Consider the following 21,376-nt stretch of genomic DNA (forward strand, 5'->3'; position numbering starts at 1 on the left):
TGCCCCGAAGTTGGGGATCAGGTGGCCGTCGAGCGTGGACTTCAGGGCACGGATGTGGCTACGCCGCCACTGAATGCAGCGTTGGTCAAACCACCGGTTGGCAAACTCTGCAAACAAGGGGCCGACATCTTTGGCGACCTCCGCCGCAGCCTGGGCAACTGCCGTAACCGCTGGTTCTCCAAGCTTGTACGACTCAGTCTTTGCCTTGGCTGCAGCCAACGCAGCCGCTACTTTTGGCAGGGCTTTACTGTTAGGGAAGTAGTCCGCGTAGACGAACGATCCAGCCTCGATTTCTGATTCGATGCGTGCCAATGCCTTTTCCAGCTTCTTTCGGTTGGGAGCCGTATCAGGCTCTACCGTGTACTCCCGCCAGCGCTTGCCTACGTACCGGAAGTCGAGGAACAGAAAACCGGTGGTATCTGATTTTCGAATGCTACCCATGGAGAACACCTCCATTTGCCATACGAATTCCCAACGCTGCGCGGGGCATAGAAACTGACTTTTGCTTTGCACCCATCATGTCCTGGCGGATTGCTTCCCAGATGTAGAGGATCTTGCGTCCCCCAAACGGCCGGAAATAGTGCACGCCCTCGATCAGCACGGAGTCAATCAGACGCTCTCGGATCGTGCGTACGTCGTACTTGATACGCCTTGCCAGTTCTTCAGTAGTCAGCAACTCTGTCTCCATCATTAGCTCCTTTAAAACATTGATATCGGTAGACAATACTAATATATAGCGCTTTGTCTCATTGTCAAGCTGTCTACCGATATAAATTTGTGTCTGGTAGAATTCTTTCTATGGAACGGACGCAACTCAATCTTCGTGTTTCAGATGACTTGGCTAAGCTGATTGATGCCAAAAGGATCGAGTTGTCGAAAGATTTTGGAAATATTCCGACTCGCTCCGACGTGCTGCGGCTCGCACTTGAGCAATACCTGGGCTTGGACCTAAGTCAGATTGAGATTGATAGGCGAAGAAAGTCCGCGAAACAGACTACCGACTAGTCCTGGACGACCGTATTGCACGGTGTCCGTACAGAACCAGCTTCAGACCTAACATTGTGTTAGCCGCATAGCAGCAGTTGGGGCACAGTTCACGCAGCTCACTAGCAGTGAAAGTTCCGGGGAACTTGACTTGGTGCTCGGCACTTCCCACGGTCGGAGCGTCGCTGATGATGATCAGATGGTGGCCTGTGAAGGTGTGCTTTCTGGTCAGGCATCGTGCCAAACCAAAATCTGGTACGTTTGCACCGATATTTGGTATGACAGCGACTTCTTCATGAATCAGGAAAAACTGTCTACCTTGGACTGCCAGCCAATATGAGGAAGTCGCTGATGCAGCGGTTGCCGCCAATAATATCGCCACGAATGCACGGTCTGGACTGCGCAGCGGTCTTCCATGCCCCGTTGACATTCCGATCCCAAAGGTCGGCTTCAAAGAACGACAGTCACTGGTGCCTTGACTGCCGGTTTTCCCTACGGCGCCTGAAGGACGCTGGGAAGCCGTCCAGGTCGACCTAGATTGCCTCCGCGACCACCCGAAACCTGGCATTCACCGCGCGAGCCGTGGACTCCACGCTGAACAGCAGGGTCCGCAGTTGCTTGGCGCCGACGGTGGCGCTCTGCGGGAGTTCCTGCGGCCATGCCGGCAGGAAGTCCCCGCGCCGCACGTGCGGCTGAACAATGATGACCTCGCAGTCGTAGTTCGTGCCGAGCTGTTCGAGCGCAGCCTTGAAGGCGGCAGCGTCGGGCATCGGCTGAAGCCCGACCGCCCAAGGCTGATCCCAGATACGCTGAGTGCCGTTGTCCGCCAGTCGCTTCTCAATCCGAACCAATAGTTGCTTGGCGTCGAACGCGCGCAGGTTCTTGATCGCCTGCGAAGCGACCAGTTCGTAAGGCCCAGGCACCGACCGGCGGGTCGCCTCCGCGCTGCCCGCGCCCTTGGCATGGAACAGGGTCAGCCGCTTTGGTGTGGAGCCGATGTCTAGATGCACAAAGTCCGCCACCTCACTGGAGCCGTCGTCGCAGTACAGCCAGCATTGGCCCTGTGAGGGCTGCGCGAGATTCAAGAGGCCAAGCCCTTCCTTGAAGATCCACTTGAACAGGCTCACATCCGCTTGGCTCGTCATGTCCTGGATGGGTGCAGCAATGCCCTTGCCGAGCATCGGCTTCTCCTGGGTTACAAGGTAGTTGGTGAAATCGAGGAATACGAACAGGCCAAACGGAGCATCCTGAATCCGCACCTGCGATACGGATCCGCTAGCGATTGTGTGCCCGCTGTTGTAGTAGGCCCGCAGGAGGGACGGCGATTCCATTACGGCGGTGGCCCAATCGGCGAAAGGCGCTGGCGGCAGTGGATCGATCACGTACACCACGCGGTCCCCGTTACCGGCTAGGTCTGGCACGACGTCGATCGTCGCGCTGGTCGCCGAGGCGGCGTCAGTGACCCTGGCAGTGAACGACCAGGCGGCCTTGCCTGCGGCCGCCCCTGGCTGATCCAGCTGAACGTCGAAGGCATTCACCAGCTCCTGCGCCTTATGCCTGCCACTGGCACCGTCCAGCGTCTCCGGATCTACATGCGCGATGAAATAGCAGTCAGCGGTGTCGTCCATCGACTTGATCCAATGCGCAAGACTGCTATGTACGGGAAGGTCGTCGGGCGGCGAGGCCGCGATCGCGGCGCGAACCGCGCTCAGCAACTTAATCGAGCGAGCTTCGAAGGACCGCATGGTGTCATTCGGCCCCGTCCAGACGGAGGAGTTGCGCAGGCTTACGCCCCCTTCACTCGATCGCACCGCCCCGGCGAGATAAGTCGAATCGTTCATCGGGTCAATCGCCTCGGCTAGGCTTGAACCGGACAAGATCTTGGAGCTGGGCTTGATCGTCGTATCGCGGTGGATGCCGGCGAGCCACAGGGTCCTCATGGCAAATCTCTCGACCATCGCCTTCACCAGCACGGCTTGCGACACCGCTTCCCATCCATCGAAGAAGTCATGCTGCAGATGGAGAAGCAGCGCGGCACGATGCTCCGCGTCCGTCGACGTTAGCAACATCAGTCCGTCCGCGGTGATAGTCACCACGAGAAGATGGTTGAGCTTGTCCATGGCCTGGCCCGACAGCCAGGTTACGGGGCGCTCCTCGACATAGTGACAGGCCGCGTTGTCCAGCCCGGGTTGGCTTTGCCAGGAAGGTAACAACTCGTAGTCGACGATACGGCCGTCCACCTTGACATTGCCGGTGACCGCGCGAGGCTGCGTCGCGATGCCGCCGATGACGGTCAGCGCCTTCATCAACACGCCATCGATCTCGGTATCCCGAAGCCTCTGATTCGGTATCGGCGTCAGCCGCCGGGCAATGATGTGGCTACTGTACGGCGACAGGTCGTGCGAAGTCAGTTGCGGAGATTGGGTTGGCACGTGATCTCCCTCATTTGCGATTTCATCTTCTGCGGCGTCTTTGACTTGATATCCCCTCGGAACGCTGAGAGAACATACTATCTCTCAGTCGGGAACGCCGACAAAGACCTCATCGGCGTTGAACCATTCTTCCTGAAGCACGAAGCTTTGGACTCGGTATGGGGCCGAAGAATATGCAACGAGTGCGAGGCTTTTCTTTGCACGGCTCGCCGTCACGTAAAACAGCCGCTTGGTGCTTTCAACGGTTTTCTCACCCGCTGCTTTGCCCCCGAACAGGTCTTCGTACTTAAATAGAAAACCTCTTGCCTCTGCGTCATCCATGATGACCATGACACGATCAAACTCTAGCCCTTTAACTCCTTGATGTGTGTCGAAATGCGCGTACCCCGATAGGTACTCCATCATTGGCCCGATCTGAGAGAACGGAGCATTCAGGAAAGACTGAATGGCAAGCGCCCGTTCAGTTTGTCGGTCCTCGCGCTCATCCTCATCAGAAGCTACGGCTTCAGCACTTTCCTCAGACGAGCTAGCTTGAAGAGATTCAGGAATTTCGAGGAGATTGTGTTCTGCGACGCAGCGAAGAACCTGAAGCAAGGTCGGATTGGCCCCGTCTTTCCACAGCTCCATCAACACGTCAATGGAAACATTGACCTGCTTCAGATGTTCCTTGGTGTCTTTGGCCACGCGCAAAGCCTCTGGCGTGAGGCGCGGGGAGTAGGCTTTAGCGATACGCGCAACAGCAAACCGATCATTTTTCTGCTTGGCATTCACGAGCGAAAGCACTTGGTCAGAGAAGAACCGCGATGCAGGCAGCGTCCCTTCGAGGAAGCTGGTACGCCAACTTTCCACGTCATAGAGCGGAGAGAAAGCATCAAGGAAGCCCAAGCGTGAAGCAGCCATCCGATGCTCTAGTGTCAGGGTCTTGATCGCCTTGGGTTCATTCCACTTTTCATCGCCTGTCGTCATCGACATATAGGCTGCGATCTTCTGTTCAGCGGCGGGCTTGTTTGCGAGGTCACTTGGCAGGATGAAGAGACGAACGACGCCATCAACTGCGGCGGCGACAGGCTGCTGGTGTTGCTTGTCTGTCGAGCTACGGACCTTGTTGATCAGGGCAATGACTCGTTTGGGGCAACGGTAATTAAGCTGCTTTACGGGGGTTGCCCAATCCGGAGGAAGTCCCTGTCCAAGCCCTTCTTTCCCGTCGTTATAGATGCGCTGCATCATGTCTCCGAGAAGGCCAAGAAGGAACTTCCCTTTGAGCTTGGCTTGAACTGTGAAGAGCGAGTCGACCAGATGCTTGTTGGTGTCCTGGCTCTCGTCGATTAGCAGGATAGGGTAGCGGCCAGTGAGGATGCTTTGCATGGCGGGCTTAGTCTGAAGGAAATACGCCGTCAGTTGCAAGACTTCAGAATGATTCAAAGCATCGCGCCCGCGATTGTCCCCGGTAGGGCTGTACGTGAAAGACTTAACGTTTGGAAGATTCTGGAGGCGCTTGGTTTTCGACTCAATTTTTCTGAGGCGATCCGTCGATGCTTTCGTACCCTTTCGACCCTTGGCTTCGTCCACGTTCAGCTTTGCTATGTTTTCCAACAGGTCAACGCGCAGCCATTCACGGATATCGTGGTTGAGGCCTTCGATCAAAGACCAGGCAAAGCTATGAATTGTTCGAACGTCGATCAGCGGATCGAAAAGTAGTCGCCTCTTAATTTCGTCACTGGCTGCATTCGTGAAAGTGATAACCCCCACGCGCTGTCCTTTGACCCGGAGACGCTCGCTCAGAGTCATCTGCACATGCTGTAGCGCAGTCACAAGGGAGCGCGTCTTTCCAGAACCAGCACCAGCAAAAAGGAAGAAGCTCTTCGGGGTGTCCAGATTCAAGCAAGCCGCGATCTCTTCATCAACATGAGCATCAGAGGCGTCCGCGCTGACTACGGTTGTCTGGGAACTCATTCGGCCACCTTCGTAGTTTCGGCGGTGATTTCCATAACTTCTGTCGGTTCAGGAGCCTTGCCTGAGATGCCATCTTCTTTGCGCTTAAGCTGTGCAGCGAGCCAGAGCAATCCGCCGTCAATGTATGCCGGTACTTTCATCGTCTCGATCTCGTCGCTGTCGAGAAGATCCATGGTGAATTCAGCCTTGCCGCCTTTCGCCAAGTCGGCAAGCATTCGGGGGGCGAGATCGCCGAGATCAGTGGCTGTATCAAGACTTTTACGAATCCGCCCCATCAGGCCCGTTCCCTTCATCTTCTGGAACAGGTCGAGGTTTTCATAGACCAAGGCGTCTTCAAACGTATTGGCAAGCGCCTCTGTGTCCTTCTTGGATTTGAACTTGGCGGAGATAGGCTGCTGGTAGGCGACGCGAATGCCGTAGCCGCTTGGACCGTTGAGGACGATCTCTTCGGGTTTCTTATCGAGCAGCGTGTCGAGATCCTCTACCTCAGGAATCCAGGTCTTGAGCGTCTCATTGCGGGCCTTAAGGCTTGAGCCGCGCACGGGGGCAACAGACGCTCCAGCGGCATCCTTCGCGTCAAGGTCTGTGATGATCAACGTGTTTAAACCAAGATGCTCAAGCAGGGGCCTCAGCCTGTGCGCATGACTCCCGCCGATCTCAAGCCAGGTGATGTAGCAACGACGCAGGTACTCGTACTGGTCACGCTTGCGGACAAAGTGCGGGACAAGAATGCGCTCGGCAGGCCCTTCGACCAGCACAGCGCCATCAGCAAAGAACAGATCACAGTGCGTCGCCTTCAGGTATCGCTTGACGAAGCGGCCCGTCTCTTCCCCGCTTCCGAAGGTCTCAGATAGGTTGACAACACACGACACCGGCACGGAGCCGCCCACCGCCTTGACAGGAAGGCGACGGAAGTACCGCAAGGAAGCGAAGTCGGCTTCATGTGCGAGATGGCTTGAGTGTGTGCTGACGACAAGCTGTGTGCGAAGGTCCTTCGCATCCTTGAGGTTGTCGTGCTTGCGCAAAACGTCATAGGCTTGCTTGATGAAGACTTGTTGAACTTGTGCATGCAGATGCGCCTCCGGCTCTTCAATCAGGACAAGATGGAGCGGTGGACGAAGGGCTTCTTCGGGATCGGTTGACTTGGAAGCCTTGCCAACCTTCATCCACTTGTCGCGAAAGCTCATCAGCGCAAAGACAATTGAGACCAGATTTTGATACCCAAGCCCGTTTGAGTCTTCAGGGAGGCGGTGCGCAAGACCTTCCCCCTCCTTGAGGTGCGTGGGGACTTCGTATTGAACTGCCGATGCATGGTTCAAACCGTCGATGGGCTTGATGCTTGCGGTGATCGTAAGTTTCGGGTCGGTGACGCCGGGATAGCCAATGTCCTCAAGTTCTTTCAGCGCCGTTGAAAAGCAGGTTGCCAGACGCTCGCCAAAAGCGGCCTGAGCACTATGGAGTGCCTGCAAAGCCTCCAGATCTTTTGGCTCGGGCTGATCGAAGGGGTCAAGATGTTGGGTGTAGTAGTTGCGAAGCTGGCTGGACAGCTTCTTGCCACCCCGCGAGATCCCATCCTCCTGTGAATCGTCCCCTCGATTTGAAGCATTAACAAATCCAAATCCGCGTTGTGCGCTGATTTCATCAATGCGAATGATCTTCTTGAATGGGTCTCCTTCGATCGGCTCACTGCCAACCGGAAGGCCCTGAGGAGTGGCAATGCCGTTCTTTGGCATCACGAGCTTTTCGGGGTCAAGGAGATAGGCGCGGACCTCAAAAGATGATCGCAGCCGAAGCGACAGGAAGTCCATCATCGACTTCGGCCAAAGGGCAAACCCCTCCACGAGTGGGATCGCTGCTGCCGTGGTGTCCTTCTCCGAAGCCGGGACAGTGCCCATGACAGAAGCGGCGGCGAGCTTGGCCGCCAGGAACTCTTGCTTCAGGGCTTGGATGTCCTTGGGTTCGTAGCGCAGGCGAACACCGATATGCGCCCCTGCCCAATCGAGGGTGGGAAGAATCTTCTGAACATAGTGAAGATCCTCTGTCGGCACATTCAGCCACACATCAAGGTGCGGCAGTACTTCACCCCAATTGAACTCTGCTTCCTCCTCTCCGGGAATGGGCGTCTCCCAAGCGATGGCCATCGCATCAAGCTTGGCCCAATGGGACAAGGTGAAGTCATTAATGGAAAAATTTGTTCGGTCAACAAGGAAGTGGCGAAGCGCGACCATGGCCGACGTTTTTCCACTGTTGTTCGCTCCCACGAAGACTGTCGTTTGCTCGGCAAAGTCCACCCGTACGGCTTGAAGCTTTCGAAAGTTGCCGATCTCGACATGTTGAATATGCATAGTGTCTCCCTGTATGTTCCAACTCGACAGGTCTTCGGGTCAGCGAGGTTGCCGTCAAAAATATTGCCCCTGGGCGTTGGATGTAATGAGATATTAAAACAAGATCTTGCCGGCGCTCTTATGCCTATACCACGACAAGATTTCCCAACACAACCGCGGCCTCTGCCTGCTCGAGTGTGATCCCACCGGCGCAGCCTGCCGTCGGCTGACATGCCCAGCTGGCCCTAGAATCTGCACCAGCCCTCGTGCAGGACAGCGTGACGCAACAAAGTTCAGCGTTGTTCAGCGGTCATTCGTGGTGAGCAGTTGTACTTCCTCTTTGGGTTATAGCGGACAGGGAGTCAATGGCCCGCGAGTGACGGCCACCAGCCTCTACTTGACTGCCATCTGGTTAAAGTTAGAGGTGCAGCGGCGGACTAAACCGCTGACGCGGTAGTCTCCGACTCGGCGTGTGTGGTGAGCGCCTGCATGGTGGGTGCCTATGTTGTGTATCGAGACAACGAGGTCAAGTCGAAACTACCCAGATGCCGCCACAGACTCGGCTCGGAAAGGACCCAGAGTTTGCAGGACGAACAATCTCTTTGCAGGGCCTGCCCCTGCCGGTGGCGTCAGCTCTTCATTACGGCGAGTCGAGCAACGATCGCCGCGCCGGTTAAACCTTGTTCGCGCAGCTTGGCGGCAACGGTCCCCGGGTCAGTGAACAAGGGTCCGTCGTAGGTGAGGCTCATCAGCACCTTGCGAAGCCGATCGACCATGTCCATGAGTACAACTTCAGGCATCAGCCTGGGGCCAAACGCGACGTCCTCGGGGCGATCGGCGGCTGTTACGTTGGTCGCAAAGACAAGAACCGGCTTCGGCGTTCCGGCTACTAATTGCTCATCGCACCAGGTTCCGCTCAGGAGCAATTGGGCAGCATCGGTCTTGTGAATTGGCGCAGTCTTCTCGCTCTTCGCCTCGATACAGACCCCACAGTCATCAAACAACCAAAGTACGTCCGGACCTCGACCGGTCTCCTTCTCAGGTCGGCTGCTTGTTGCGCCCATTAATTCGCCTAGTTCATGCAGGCCTTGCTCCACCGTCTCCGCCTCGTTTGCGAAAACCAACTTGGCCTTAACTTCGTCGACGCGCGCCAAAGCAGCATTAGGAGAGCCGAAGACCCCAAACACCGCGCACAAGGCCACGGCCTGATCAGTCATTCTTGCGAACCGCTTGTCGGGCGTCTGCTGCGGCCTTGGGAACTTTGTGTTCAAGCCGAATACAGCTTTGTAAACCTCCGCCGCCTGACCGGGATCGAACTGGTGTTGATACGCCGCAACCCAGTAGAGCAATTCTGCCTTCTGGATCGGATGTAAAAGATTGGCGCCGGCAGCATCCCGAAGGCGCGCCACCGCACCTTGCGAGTTTTTGGCCTTCGCCATGTTCCAGGCCTCTCGCATAGCGAGCGCTCCGGCCTCGTAGGGTGTCAGTGCCGTATCTCGCACTTGCTTGCCGGTCACAGCGACGCGCGTCTTGTGCGCGTGCCGCCAGCCCTCGTTGCGATCCAGCAATGCTTGCGCAAGTTCCTGAATGACCACTCCTAACGACTTGCCCACATGATCCGGAAGGCGAGCCAGTTCCTGCCCAAGCTCCACTTGTAGCCGGGTGCGTTCTTCAAGAAGGCCCGCGACGTTCTTGCGGCCGATGAGCGCCGCGATGTCCACACCCACCAACAACACAGTGGCAAAGTCGGCACTTGACCGGACCGCCCTGCCCAGCGCCTGCTCGAACTTGTTAACCGTGCGCACCTCGTATTCAGGACTGTCCTTCTGACGGTACGCATCGATGCGGTCGATGATGCGGTCCCCACCCGGTATGCCGTCGATTACGAGGACGCGACAAGCGTCGTCGGGCAGGTCGACTCCGTCGAACCGCTGAGCGAATACGACATAGTTGCCAGTTGTGGTCCTCAGCTTCTCGAGCATACCGTCGAAGTCAGTGCCTTGCGACAAAATCGCGCCCGCCGCGGTCCATACCGCTGCCTGGGATGCTGATGTCGTAAGTACGACCACGTTGGTCTTAGTGGCTAACACTGCACACGCCGCGGCGATCTCCTGCTTATCGCTTTCCGAATTTATGAGAGACGTGGGTAGGATCATTCGCTCGCCCGCGCCTTCATCCTCCTTGGGCTCGATCAGGTGTTGATAGGCCTCAGGCGAGCACCCTAGCCCAGCGATCATCCCGGAGCTGTCCTTGATGCTGGCCGACATGAACAACCGGTGCTTGGCCCCAGCATATGCCGCCACCTCTTCAACCGGAGGTATATGCAGCGCAATCTCCGCCGCAACACCAGAAATGCAGCACCGCGTCAGCTCCAGATAACGGGCGATGTTGCCCCAAGTGAACAGAAGCGGCGGCTGGTCGATCAAGTCTGCCATTAATCGGGCGACCCCTCCGCAGACCTGCGACCACACCCAGTACGGTACTTCGTACGTCGTACCTGCATCGCCTCTGATGATGCCTGCCCACGTGGCGGCATCAGTGGAATTGCACAACGGCTCCAGCAATGCACGTATAGCAGGAAAGACAGACTCCGGCACTTGGACGGTGTAAGCTTTTCGAATCCGTTCAGCGCCGGCGTGAACATCGTCCATGACTATGGCTGAAGGCCGGATCGATTTGTTCTCGAAGACCGAGTTCGCGTTGAAAAGGCGGTCGTACGTGCAGGCGAGAACTGCTTCGCCACTCAACGCTTCATAGGGCAGTCCCTTGCTTGGGAACGTGCTGACCTTCACACCAATGAGCCTGCCGGTCTCGACGACTTGGTCGGCCAATTGATTGGTCGGGCACAGATACACCACGGGCTCGCCTTTGTACTTGCGCCGCATCATCTCGGCGTAGAGCAGCCCCAGCACCGTCTTGCCGGACCCAGTGCTCAGTTTCATGATCACATCTCTATGCTCGATCTGCTGATCCAATGCGGACAGCGCGGCGAGCTGGGCTGTCCGGAGCCCGGTATGTGTGGCCTTGCGGTCCAACTGCTTAAATAGTTCTTCGAGCGTTGCGGGGACATCGCCCCCCGCAGCCTTCGCCAGCAAACTAAAGTTGATCATGTATTGCTCTCCCTGACACCTCAATTGAAAATCCTATTGCTTGATAGCAATGCGTTCATACGAATCGCTGCCAATCGTATCTCCGATTGAGGGGTAAATGGGGACACTCTGCCCGTCCTCGGCGGGCGACTTAGTTCAGCCTGTAGCGGAAAGCCCAACCCACTAGTCAGCGATCAGTAGAAGCGTCAAATCCACGGCTTCAAAGCTGACATTAGTCAGTGACTGCACCTGGCCCGTTTCAGCCGGAAGTAATACTGCTCACGACTATTAATCTGGATGAGTATGTAGCCAGACATGATGGCCAACTTCGCTGGAATCCACGTCAACGAATTGCTATGGCCCCAAATTGGCCAATCACATTCGGCGATGCCAACCCAATTGGCATTTCACATCGAAGACCCAATGGTCGCAAAAGTTGACCACAAATAGACCATTGGTGTAAATACCCAATGGTCAAGCAAAAATGGCGATTTGGGCCAGGACCCAATGGTCACACGAGTAGTGCCCTAAAGGACCGTGGGCCAAAAGTGGGCTACGTTTGGGCCAAAAATGGGCCATAACAAAAAAGCCCGCTGTTAGCGGGCTTTGATGATCAAGTAAGTGCTTGATTTTATTGGTTGCGCGAGAACTTTGGGTTATGAGCGCTCTAACCCGTGTGACTAAGTCAGTCGGGGTTGGTCGGGTTCATAGGTGTTCCCATCACTAAATCTTACCATCTCCATTGGGAAAACGTCAATGAAGTTGCTATGGAAATCTGTGACGCTATATTTTCAATAGCAGCAATCTTGCCCGATTAGCGTCACACAATCAACAACTATCAAAAATTTGTGAATTCAGCAGATTGTGACGAATAGGTGCTTCTGGACATTGTCAGCCCCTCTTAAATAGATCCCAAGGCTAGATTGAAACTGACTCCATTGCCTCTGACAATTGCGCAGGGGCATCAATTGCCGAGCCATCAAATGCACCGCATTGGTGCGATTCTTCATTTGCCGACGCCATAAATTCATCAAACTCCTGTCGACCATCAATTTGCATTTCAAACACATTTTTGCTCAAAACGTGTTTTAATTGACGAATGCTACACCGCTACGCTTTCTCAAACTTTCAGTCCTTCAAGGACCGAACTGAAGTTTCCTGGTTGCTTGATGCCAAAGTTCCGGCCGCCGTTTGGTCCAACAGAGTGCCAACCGGCGAGCGTGTGAGCTCCGTCATGGCAATTGTCGGCCCCAATGCAAGTGGCAAAACCGGACTGCTCAAGCCCGTAGCTTTTCTACATTGGTTTTTGACTCATTCTTTCCAGCTGGCTCCGGATGCGCCGCTCCCCTTCCAGCCCCACCCAACCAGTAGGGACAACCCATCCGAATTTGAAATCGAGGTCGACTTCGAAGGGCAACTCTGGCGCTATACCCTGCGAGTGACGCCCCAGCGCGTTTTGCACGAAGCGTTGTATGTCAAGCGGCAACGCATGGGCTATGTTTTCGTTCGCGACTGGGACCCGGTCAGGCAATCCTATTCAGTAAAACAGCAGGACTTTGGCTTCAATCAGGCCGAAGCACTGAAAGTCCGGGCCAACGCCTCCCTCATTGCTACGGCAGCACAGTACGGCGTGCCACTTGCTAAGAAAATTGTCCAAAGTCAAATTTGGACCAACATCCACCAAGGTGGACGTTTCGTTGCGGATGGCAGTCAATTGGTGGGTGCCGCACAGTACTTTGCCCAAAACACGGTCCACAGAGATGCCATGGTGCGCCTTCTATCGCATTGGGACCTTGGATTGAGTGACGTTCAAATCCGGGAATTCGAGTCCGTTTTGTCAGACAACACACGCCAAAAGCTATGGGTTCCGTTTGGCATCCACAAAACCAGCATTGGGTCCCAATTCGAACTGGATTTTTCACAGGAATCCAGCGGAACCCAGGGCGCCTTTGTGCTTCTGTCCCTCCTTCTTCCAGCTCTGCAAACCGGTGGACTGGCCATCATTGATGAGTTCGAAAACGACCTTCACCCTCATATGTTGGGTCCCATCTTGGATTTGTTTGCCAGCCGTACGACCAACCCCCACCATGCCCAACTTCTATTTACCTGCCACGCCATCGAAGTCCTGAACATCCTGCACAAGTCACAAATCACGCTGGTAGAGAAGGACGACAACAATGAAAGCTTGGCTTGGCGACTGGACTCTGTCGATGGCATACGGCACGACGATAACTTTTATGCCAAGTACATGGCTGGCGCATACGGGGCCATTCCCCAGCTATGAGGCACGCAGCCCGGCGTCAAGTTGTAAAGACCTTGCTGCTTGTCGGTGAAGGGGAGTCTGAAGAGGCGTTCCTGCGCCACCTAAAGGCAATCTATGTCAAACGTGACTCCGGAGTCGCTGTTACGATCAAGAATGCGCACGGCAAAGGCGCCGGTCATGTCATTGACGTAGCCATACGAGCCGCCTACGGCGCTGCTTTTGACAAAAAAGTCGTGTTGCTGGACACCGACCAGGACTGGAATGCAAGAACGCAAGAAACGGCAAGAAAGGCAAAGATCACGGTACTTGCCTCCGATCCATGCCTTGAGGCATCTCTGCTTCGCACACACCAACGACCTGTTGAAGGGCTTACGTCTGAGCAGTTAAAGCGTGAGTTCAAAAGAGTTTTTGGAAATCCAGCAACGGAACTCTCCGTCTACGCAGCCCATTTCAACCGCACACGCCTGGATGCATCGGCTAACGGCAACGTATATATCAACTCGTTGATCAAACTCTTGCAACTGCAATGGTGAGCACATGCACCTAGTTGCACTGATCATATTTCGCGAAGATTTAACGCCAAACATGCAATTTGGACCATCGAATGGGGCCCATATTGGGAGGCAGATAGTGACTTTTGGCACGTACAAAATCCAAATAAGATCCCCAGTTTTTTCGTGAGAAATAAGTGTTGTAAATTACACAAGAATCACATTTTTTTGTTACGTGACTAGTTAGAACCTCAGGTAGCGATGCCAGAATCGCAACCTTACCGCATCTTCACGTTTCTTGAGACGTTGAATTGCATAGTGCTGATTGATGCCTCCCAGTGTCGCGTCAATAGTGTCAATTTGATACACAGCACACCCCTGGCTCCGATCATTCGGGACCATCTCGGACGCATCGAAAGATCCGTCAACTTATGCCGCCCACTTCAATGGGCGGTGCGTTTGGTTTGGTGACTTAGTTACCTGACTCGCGCATTTAAGGCCCGCACTAGCCCTTGCTATTGCGGTGAGATTGGTTTTGCCAGGGTAATTTAAATGGATTTTTCGTTACGTCGTGCGACATCACCGCAGTCGGGGTGGTTCATCACGCAGTTACACCAACGCCAAGCTTGGTCGCACAAGCCTGCTCGGCATGTGCGCCGAAGCACTGGCGCGTCTTCCATGTCAGATCTGTTCGAACCAGTGCAAGGACGGGCCGAACAATCCATATGCATCTGCCAAGACTGCAAACGTCAACTTGCATCCCCAAAGTGTGCCTTTGGAACTCCTTTGTCGCAGAAACCAGACTGCCGATTCCGCTTAACTTCATACAAGTCGAAGTCAACGAATACAGCCTTAGACCAATGAAGCCACGCAAGTGCACATCGGTGCGAATCTAACCGTCAAAAAAAAGTGAACTCAATGAACCGAAACCGCATGAAAGCGTTGGGCGATTCCATCCTCCGTAGTCGCAAACCTCAACTTGCATCGCCAAAGTGGGGCTTTGGCGGGCTATTGCCGCAACAACCAGACAGGCGATCTGCCCTACCTTAGTGCATGTCGCCGACAGCCAAGCAATCCGATCACAAACGTAAGTATTTAGCACCTATCAGTGCGAAGTCAACTAGCAAAACTATGAACCAACCACCCCCAAACCTGCAGTCGCCCCTAATCGATATTGCCACTTTGAACGAGGCCGACAAGGCGATCTTGAAGGCAATCCGGTGTCCAGACAGTGGGCGAGGTGCAATCCGCGCGCTTGAAATCACATGCGATGCACTTGACGCCTATAGCGAAGAGTGCGACCTCGATCGCGTTCAAGCATGGAAGGATGCGGGGAATGCTTTGCTCGAGAAGTTGGAAGAACTCCAAGAAGATCACCCGCTTCTTGGCATCCCAGACCCAAGTATCTATATTCCGGTCTTCAGCCTTCTTGCTACGCCTCCGAAATGCACGCAAGGCAACGTAGATGAACATCACGGACTCGATGCCCTTGGTCGCCTACTTGTCAGTGCTGTCTCACGTAGCGAATCTCTTAAAGTCTCTGCTGTTGAGGCGTGGGCTACGTTGCGTCGGGCTCGCACAAGTACCAATTCTGAAAGTGATTGGGCCATGTTCAGTTCCATACAACCAAGGACTGAAGATGAGATCCAGTCAGCATACAAGTGGGTAAAGGCCAAAAACTTGCGCGACCTGCTCGATGATCTGCTTGTCTCTCATAACACGCCAGTGGCTGGCGTAGATCTTCGCGAGAAAGCTGAAGTTGATCAACACACCAATCCAACTCCAGCGACTGGTGCTGGCAATCCCGCCGTGGCGTCTGTAGGAACGGGCGCACCAGGCTTCGACCCTGACGATCACGAGGACCCACTGGATCCGAACAATACAGATGAAAGCCAATCAGAGGGATCAGGAAACTCCAACGAAAAGAGCGAGAAGAATGCAATTACTTGGCTGAAGATCACGCACGCCAAGTACGCGCGATACACCCAAAAATTTGGCTTGCTCGGCGACAGGGAACGACTGCATCCCAAATCCTTGAAACAAATTTGCGAAGAACTACGTCGAGACTTTCTAGCCGGTGACAAGAATCTAAAGGGAAAAGTCGCCCTTGCATATCTGAGCGTCAAATCGGGATTGCCAGCGGCAAAGGCTATTGAACTCCCAACCCGAAATACCAGCTACCCATATATAGATGTAGAAAATAAAGACCTCGTCTGGAACTACCGTTATTGCGTCAACTCCACTGAATCATCTGAAACGCTGCACCCACGCAGTGCAATCGAATTGATCCGATTGGCAATGGACGATGCCATTGGGGAATACCTGATCGAGCTGCAACGGGCCAACCCCGGTGCCAGCACGATCGGTGAGTTGCTTGAAATTGGCAGCCACAAGGCAACTCGCAAAGCCTGGTTGAAAACCTATAGGAGCTATTTGCGTCAACATGGTAACGCCGTGCATCCAGCCTATGACGCACGCTTTGCCTACTCGGGTGCGGAAATTTACCGGCACGAGCGCCACAGTGAAGTGGAGGTCATCTTCAATGCCCAGGAATTCAATACTTGCGCGATGGGGATCCTCCATTACATCACCATCCCAACACAGAAATTGATCGAAGCAAACGAAAGTTGGGAGCGGTACCTGACCTTCAACCCTCATGTAGCGACACCAGATACTGACGTCAAAGGCGCAATCATCAACATCTCCCCAGAGAACGCAAAAAGCCGTTGGGATGCATCGCAAGATGAAATTGACATCGACTTACAAGTGATGAAAGAAAGCTCTGTATTTGAAGACATCGCGCGCGCATTCAATCGAATTTCTACTGCCAGAGCTTTTGACTTTATATTTTTGACTGGTCACCGGGGCACAAGGCTTGCCCGTCTAACTAACCGGGCCCTCTACTCACACCCTGATCTCCTCTATATATATGACAAAGATGTCGGCAGCTATCAGAGCGATCGCGTCATTCCGTGTCACAAGATGGTCGACCAAGTGCTATCCGCATGGCAGGCAGACATCGGTCTTCTGAATAAAAGGGCAAACCAGCTTGGTGTGACCGTGCAATCCAGTGGTCGTAGGGCGATATTGAACACACACCCAGATCGCGCCGTGTTCTTCCACACACGGGTCATCGGCTCCACGCACGGAAAGACTCTGGAACGCAAGCAGTTGGGATCGCGAACCATTAGTACGTATGCATCAGAGCATTTTCAAAGGCCTATCAACATTGGTCGCCACTTTCTTGTCTCTGAACTCATGGCTATGGACACAAACATTTGGCTTGTGTACGCCTTAACCGGCCATGCACGTTCCAGCGTCGAGACGTTCAGCGAAGCGATGTCTGTCAGTCCACGCTATAGCCTCCGTTTGCTTGGAAATATTATCAATTCTCTATTTCAGAAACTTACTTTTGCGCCGGTAGCAGGGTTGCAGAATCGCCCTCGCAATGTAATGAACTCCACAGGGGCGTTACCCAGGCACTCAAATGATCAGTACCTGCACCATCATCTTGATAAGTCATGGCGCGTGTTGCCTCCACCATTCGACAAGTACTCCGTACCAGCAGTGCATTTGGTTGAGACAGTACGACTCCGCCTGATGACCGAAACTTTTGGAAACGACGTTGGGTCTGACCTTCTGGGGTGCATGGCTGTGTTTGACGCGCTATCAGTTGATGACCAGAAGATCATTTTTGCGAACTTTCCAGACAGTGTCCAAACGATCGACAATACCATTTGCTGGGCGTGGCGTCGCGAAGGTTGCAGCAATGAAATCGTGCTTCCGGTAAATCCGAGGACCTTGCTTGCACTTCACGCAATTGGAAATAGCCAGGCTCTCTACTGGCAAGAAGTGGTGACTGGAGCCAGCTCATGGCTACGCCAAGAGTTCTCTGAGATCATCTGGACTGGAAGTGAATCTGACGACTACGCGGCATTCATGGCGCTAGTCGCACGATGGGCGCGCTACCAATTCTCTCCACGCACACTTGCCGCCTACAGTGAAGCCGTTCCAACCGCAACGCCATCTCGTCGAACACTGTTGCGCATTGCGCAGCCAGAAGGCGCCACAGCGCCACTAGCGTCATTGGCTCGCGCGCTTCGCATTGGGAGCAGGAAATCTCATCGCCCCCGTGATGAAAACTTTCAGCCCATTCGTGATTTTTTGCGTGATGCTGGAAACACACAACTACGAGATGGTGAAGAGTTGCGTCGTGCGAAAGAAATTCGAGAAAAACTCGATTCAATTAACGGTTTGCACGATACACGCATTCAGTGCCTCAAGCAGGTGCTGCATGAGGAGGTCAAGCTCTGGGTTGAAGGTTCTAGCGACGCCGACCAATTCTCAAGTCTCTATGGATACTTCTCCGATGTCGTCACTGCTTTAGCGTTGCTCGGGGCTGATGACGACCTCTCAATACTGAACGGTGATGAGATATTTAGCTGGGTGCAGGATGCTAAACGCTCGATTGACGCGCTAAATCCGGACAAGGTTCTGGTAAAAGCGAATGCACCTCGCTTTCACGGTCTTAAACGCTTTCTCTTTATTGGGGGCCGCTTGGGCTGGGAAGTTCCTGGGGGGCTTTTTGCCGACGAAAAAGGCGGCGATGTTTTCACCCGCTCACGAAAGTCAGCAGCTACCACTCTGTTCCTTCATACCGATCGCAAAGAGATAGTCAGACAGCTGGAATGCCATTTCGCGGATTGGGAAGATGTGCGCGATCGCGCGCTCCTTGCCAACGATTTCGACGACAACGCGCCCCTGCGACACATGGAGCGCAACGTGCTTCGCAAGAACTGCATAGTCGCTGCGATCAACCAATTGTCGGTACACACAGATGGATTCAGTCACCTCAAATCACGTCATGCTGTCCGTTTAATCTTTGTGCCGCAACAGTTAGCGGATCGTTTGTCCAGCCTGGCTGCTAAGACTACTGACCATCCCAGCCGCTTTGCGCTCTTGCCTGACGACGCCGGCGATTGGAAGGAGCTGCAACACATCGATGAGGCAATCATTAGTGCAATGGTGCGCGTCACCGGTGAAGCTTCGGTGCGTCATCACAGCAAACGTGGCACCGCCATTTGCAACCGCATCGACCCTAACTGGGAAACCACTGCGCGGGCGCTTTTGCGCAGCAGTTGGACAGTCTCTGAGCACTACAAAGCAATTGAGGAGACTCACAAACTGGGAACGGCGAACTTCATCTGTGCCTCCCGCGAGGCCGGCCATGGTCATTCATTAACTACGAGTGTTTATTACTACTCCACTTGGACTTTTCACTATGCAAATGAAACACTCGCATCCATGCAGGACTTGCAACCCTCACCAGGTATCTGCAATGCCGCCCTCGGCTTGAAGCACAACCTGCGCAAGGTACGGCAAATTAATATCAAAAACAAACTTTCAACTGACATTTGGAAGGAAGTTTCCATTTATTGTGGAAGGCGATCCGGCTTCAAAAAGCTGACGCCAACCGAACCAGCTCCGAGTTTCGCTGACGACCCGACTGATTCAGATCAGACTGACGTCGCCATCCGTAGCGTCACTTTCATGGGTCTGCTCTTGCTCGGCGCTAGACCTGGGGACTACTCAAGTGACCTTGGGTTTACTGACACCCAAGCAAGGGAAATGGATGCGACACTTCCGCAGCACTCTCAACGGGATGAGCTCATGCGTCGGCGTCGTGGCCCCGCGTCTGAAATGGCCTTGAAGCTGGATCGGGAGTTTGCACTGTCCGCAATCGGCCTCGAAATCGCGGCAGCATTTGCCAAAGCTAGTGGAAATACTTTAACCAATCTGCGCGATGACCTAGATCTCGAGCGCACTGCTGTTAAGCACCTTCGTCTCAACTCAGAGCAAATGATTGACCGATTGCATTCTCACCTGTCTATCTTGCCACTGGGACTCAACCTCCACCTGATTACCAGCGATAAGCACCCTGTCCTTCTTTCGGCAGGTACGTTACTTCAATTCAACAAGCGAATTGTTATAGGGAAATCGATTCCACGTCTTGGTGCACATCCAATTTTTCAGGTTATCCCAACCGGGGACAAGGTAGGTACAGAAATCAAAGGCCGCACGTCAGCCTGTTGCAGAGCTTACGTTTTGGCATCCATTTTTTATAAATCTTTTATTAATAAGGAGTAAATATGAGCAAGGAACATGCAAATCAACAGTTGAGGGAAAAGCTCGGCGAACCTGCGGGAGTAGTGAAAGTGAAGGACGACGACGTCAAGAAGCTGATGCGCGATCACGGCAACCTCACTTACGTACCAATTGAAGATCTGAAAGATTTGATTTCAACCACGGCACGTCTTCTGGTACCGATGGCCAGTGATTCAAAAGCTGAATACGCCTATGGGGTCGAGGCTACTGTTGCCATGAATATCTTGTGCGCGATATTGCGGGTGCCTAAGGCAACTGAACCACCTAGTGATGCCAAGAAACTGAGGGAGGAAAACAAGAAGGCTGTTGAAACCTATCAAACAAATCATCTCAAAGCCGCCGAGATTTCTCGTGCAATTCATATGGATGATACCAAGAACTGTTCCTATGAGGAATTCCAAAAAGCCATAAGGAATTCCGGAGATGAACAAGCGGTGAAACGCATTCTCATGCGCCCCAAAATGGACACAACGGAACTCTCCCTTCCAAATAGCCAAGCGCTCCCCGCCTTCAAACCTGCACCCAAAACTTTGTCCAGCAGTGAGAAATTCAATGTTACTTTGAAAATTCATTCTGTGAATCCAAAGGATGGGGAAGCAGTTGTCTCCTTAGTTAGCGTCGATAACGAGAATGACACTACGCTGACCTCGCTTTTAAATAAAGAGGTAAGGGTAACCTTTGGGACTCGGAAAAAATCCGTCCACAAGATGCTAATTGCCAAGCAACTTTTGGAGCACGAAGTTCAATGCACTGTCGGTGCGACCCTCGCCCTGCGGGCCAAGGACTTTCATCACAATCACCTCTCCCTCATCAACTTCACGCATGAGAAAAGCCAGCAAACGGAAATTGCAAAGGGGCTTGGACAAATGAGTTTGGATTTTTGATACAGGCTGCTTATTAGATAAGCAACATACTCCACATGAATTGATAGTATTTATATGCAGACGCTGTTATTCATATATTTAAACAGTTACATCAGCAGGAGAAATAATGAAAAACAGGAATTCGAACAAGAAAGCATTGGATCGCTTAGATACTCCTTGGCGCAAAGATACATGCTTACTTCCAATAGAAATTGAAATTTTTAAAAAGTCGATTCGCAATCAAATCGAATCGCTTACCAAGACTGAGCTTCTAAATTTAATTCAGATTGGTCACATCGCAGTTGATCTTTACCCCTTATTAACCAATAAGTTTAGTGAAAATGATGTACACATTTTATTTGCCGATTTTGGGCCAACACTCGACCACATGATCAACAAATGGAATTTGTCGTGGGTTATAGCATTCAATTACTTCCACTGTCATGCATTTCCAACAAGCAATGAGGATATTCCAACAGAAAATCCTCATTGGAATGAAATTATCTCCATGGATACGGCTGACCTACTACGTTTGCTGGATGATTTTATGCATCCCATGTTTACCGACTCATTTGAAGTGTGCTTTTTAGAGCTAATGAATGCGTTAGGTCGTTGATTTTGCCGGGTTCCATCATATAAAAAACTTGATGTTTTCAGTTATGCCCCAAGTTCTATATTTTCAGTCCATTAACGGAGGAATTGCATTGAGGGAAATGATTTTAATCCAACTTGCAAACCTAAAACAAACGAACTAAAGACCATGAAAAACCAACATCATTCCATTCGTGATTCTCACGCAGACATCTTTGAAT

Annotated in this window: 12 protein-coding genes; 5 read left to right on the forward strand and 7 right to left on the reverse strand. The window is 53.1% G+C overall.

Going from position 1 to position 21,376, the window contains the following annotated elements; all coding sequences use genetic code 11:
• The 7 genes from AC1RMF_RS15850 to AC1RMF_RS15880 form a co-directional block, all read right to left on the reverse strand.
• A partial coding sequence (locus AC1RMF_RS15850; protein ID WP_493142593.1) for an Arm DNA-binding domain-containing protein occupies positions 1–441 on the reverse strand: 441 nt, incomplete at its 3' end.
• Positions 434–688 (reverse strand): hypothetical protein, encoded by a 255-nt coding sequence (locus tag AC1RMF_RS15855; RefSeq protein ID WP_493142595.1) that lies wholly within the window; start codon positions 686–688, stop codon positions 434–436. The genes AC1RMF_RS15855 and AC1RMF_RS15850, both read right to left, overlap by 8 nt.
• Positions 689–1,517: 829 nt before the next feature.
• The gene (locus AC1RMF_RS15860) at positions 1,518–3,416 is read right to left on the reverse strand and encodes a hypothetical protein (protein WP_493142597.1); all 1,899 of its coding nucleotides are present in this window, start codon (positions 3,414–3,416) and stop codon (positions 1,518–1,520) included.
• 84 nt (positions 3,417–3,500) lie between these two features.
• Positions 3,501–5,369 (reverse strand): UvrD-helicase domain-containing protein, encoded by a 1,869-nt coding sequence (locus tag AC1RMF_RS15865; protein WP_493142598.1) that lies wholly within the window; start codon positions 5,367–5,369, stop codon positions 3,501–3,503.
• Positions 5,366–7,714: an AAA family ATPase gene (locus AC1RMF_RS15870; protein WP_493142600.1), complete on the reverse strand. Its 2,349-nt coding sequence runs from the start codon at positions 7,712–7,714 to the stop codon at positions 5,366–5,368. Before AC1RMF_RS15870 ends, AC1RMF_RS15865 begins: the two co-directional genes overlap by 4 nt.
• A 608-nt stretch (positions 7,715–8,322) precedes the next feature.
• Positions 8,323–10,803, reverse strand: coding sequence for a DEAD/DEAH box helicase (locus AC1RMF_RS15875; RefSeq protein WP_493142602.1), 2,481 nt, complete (start codon positions 10,801–10,803; stop codon positions 8,323–8,325).
• Positions 10,804–11,700: 897 nt separating this feature from the next.
• Positions 11,701–11,850: a hypothetical protein gene (locus AC1RMF_RS15880; protein ID WP_493142603.1), complete on the reverse strand. Its 150-nt coding sequence runs from the start codon at positions 11,848–11,850 to the stop codon at positions 11,701–11,703.
• A 166-nt stretch (positions 11,851–12,016) separates the two neighbouring features.
• Here AC1RMF_RS15880 and AC1RMF_RS15885 point away from each other — a divergent pair, with 166 nt between their 5' ends.
• The 5 genes from AC1RMF_RS15885 to AC1RMF_RS15905 all read left to right on the forward strand — a co-directional run bounded on the left by AC1RMF_RS15885 (position 12,017) and on the right by AC1RMF_RS15905 (position 21,180).
• Positions 12,017–13,066 (forward strand): AAA family ATPase, encoded by a 1,050-nt coding sequence (locus AC1RMF_RS15885; protein ID WP_493142605.1) that lies wholly within the window; start codon positions 12,017–12,019, stop codon positions 13,064–13,066.
• 32 nt (positions 13,067–13,098) lie between these two features.
• Complete coding sequence (locus tag AC1RMF_RS15890) at positions 13,099–13,578, forward strand: hypothetical protein (RefSeq protein WP_493142607.1); 480 nt, start codon at positions 13,099–13,101, stop codon at positions 13,576–13,578.
• Between the two features lie 1,089 nt (positions 13,579–14,667).
• Positions 14,668–19,683 (forward strand): hypothetical protein, encoded by a 5,016-nt coding sequence (locus tag AC1RMF_RS15895; protein ID WP_493142608.1) that lies wholly within the window; start codon positions 14,668–14,670, stop codon positions 19,681–19,683.
• A gap of 2 nt (positions 19,684–19,685) precedes the next feature.
• Positions 19,686–20,585 carry a hypothetical protein gene (locus tag AC1RMF_RS15900; protein WP_493142610.1) on the forward strand — a complete coding sequence of 300 codons (900 nt, stop codon included), beginning with the start codon at positions 19,686–19,688 and terminating at the stop codon, positions 20,583–20,585.
• Between the two features lie 106 nt (positions 20,586–20,691).
• Complete coding sequence (locus AC1RMF_RS15905) at positions 20,692–21,180, forward strand: hypothetical protein (RefSeq protein ID WP_493142611.1); 489 nt, start codon at positions 20,692–20,694, stop codon at positions 21,178–21,180.
• Positions 21,181–21,376: the final 196 nt, after the last annotated feature.

This window comes from Rhodoferax sp. GW822-FHT04A08 (assembly GCF_058801025.1).

Coding starts and splice junctions, on each gene's coding strand:
- AC1RMF_RS15855 (WP_493142595.1), bottom strand. CDS start 688: ATGGAGACAGAGTTGCTGACTACTGAAGAACTGGCAAGGCGTATCAAG.
- AC1RMF_RS15905 (WP_493142611.1), top strand. CDS start 20,692: ATGAAAAACAGGAATTCGAACAAGAAAGCATTGGATCGCTTAGATACT.
- AC1RMF_RS15870 (WP_493142600.1), bottom strand. CDS start 7,714: ATGCATATTCAACATGTCGAGATCGGCAACTTTCGAAAGCTTCAAGCC.
- AC1RMF_RS15900 (WP_493142610.1), top strand. CDS start 19,686: ATGAGCAAGGAACATGCAAATCAACAGTTGAGGGAAAAGCTCGGCGAA.
- AC1RMF_RS15895 (WP_493142608.1), top strand. CDS start 14,668: ATGAACCAACCACCCCCAAACCTGCAGTCGCCCCTAATCGATATTGCC.
- AC1RMF_RS15885 (WP_493142605.1), top strand. CDS start 12,017: ATGGCAATTGTCGGCCCCAATGCAAGTGGCAAAACCGGACTGCTCAAG.
- AC1RMF_RS15875 (WP_493142602.1), bottom strand. CDS start 10,803: ATGATCAACTTTAGTTTGCTGGCGAAGGCTGCGGGGGGCGATGTCCCC.
- AC1RMF_RS15865 (WP_493142598.1), bottom strand. CDS start 5,369: ATGAGTTCCCAGACAACCGTAGTCAGCGCGGACGCCTCTGATGCTCAT.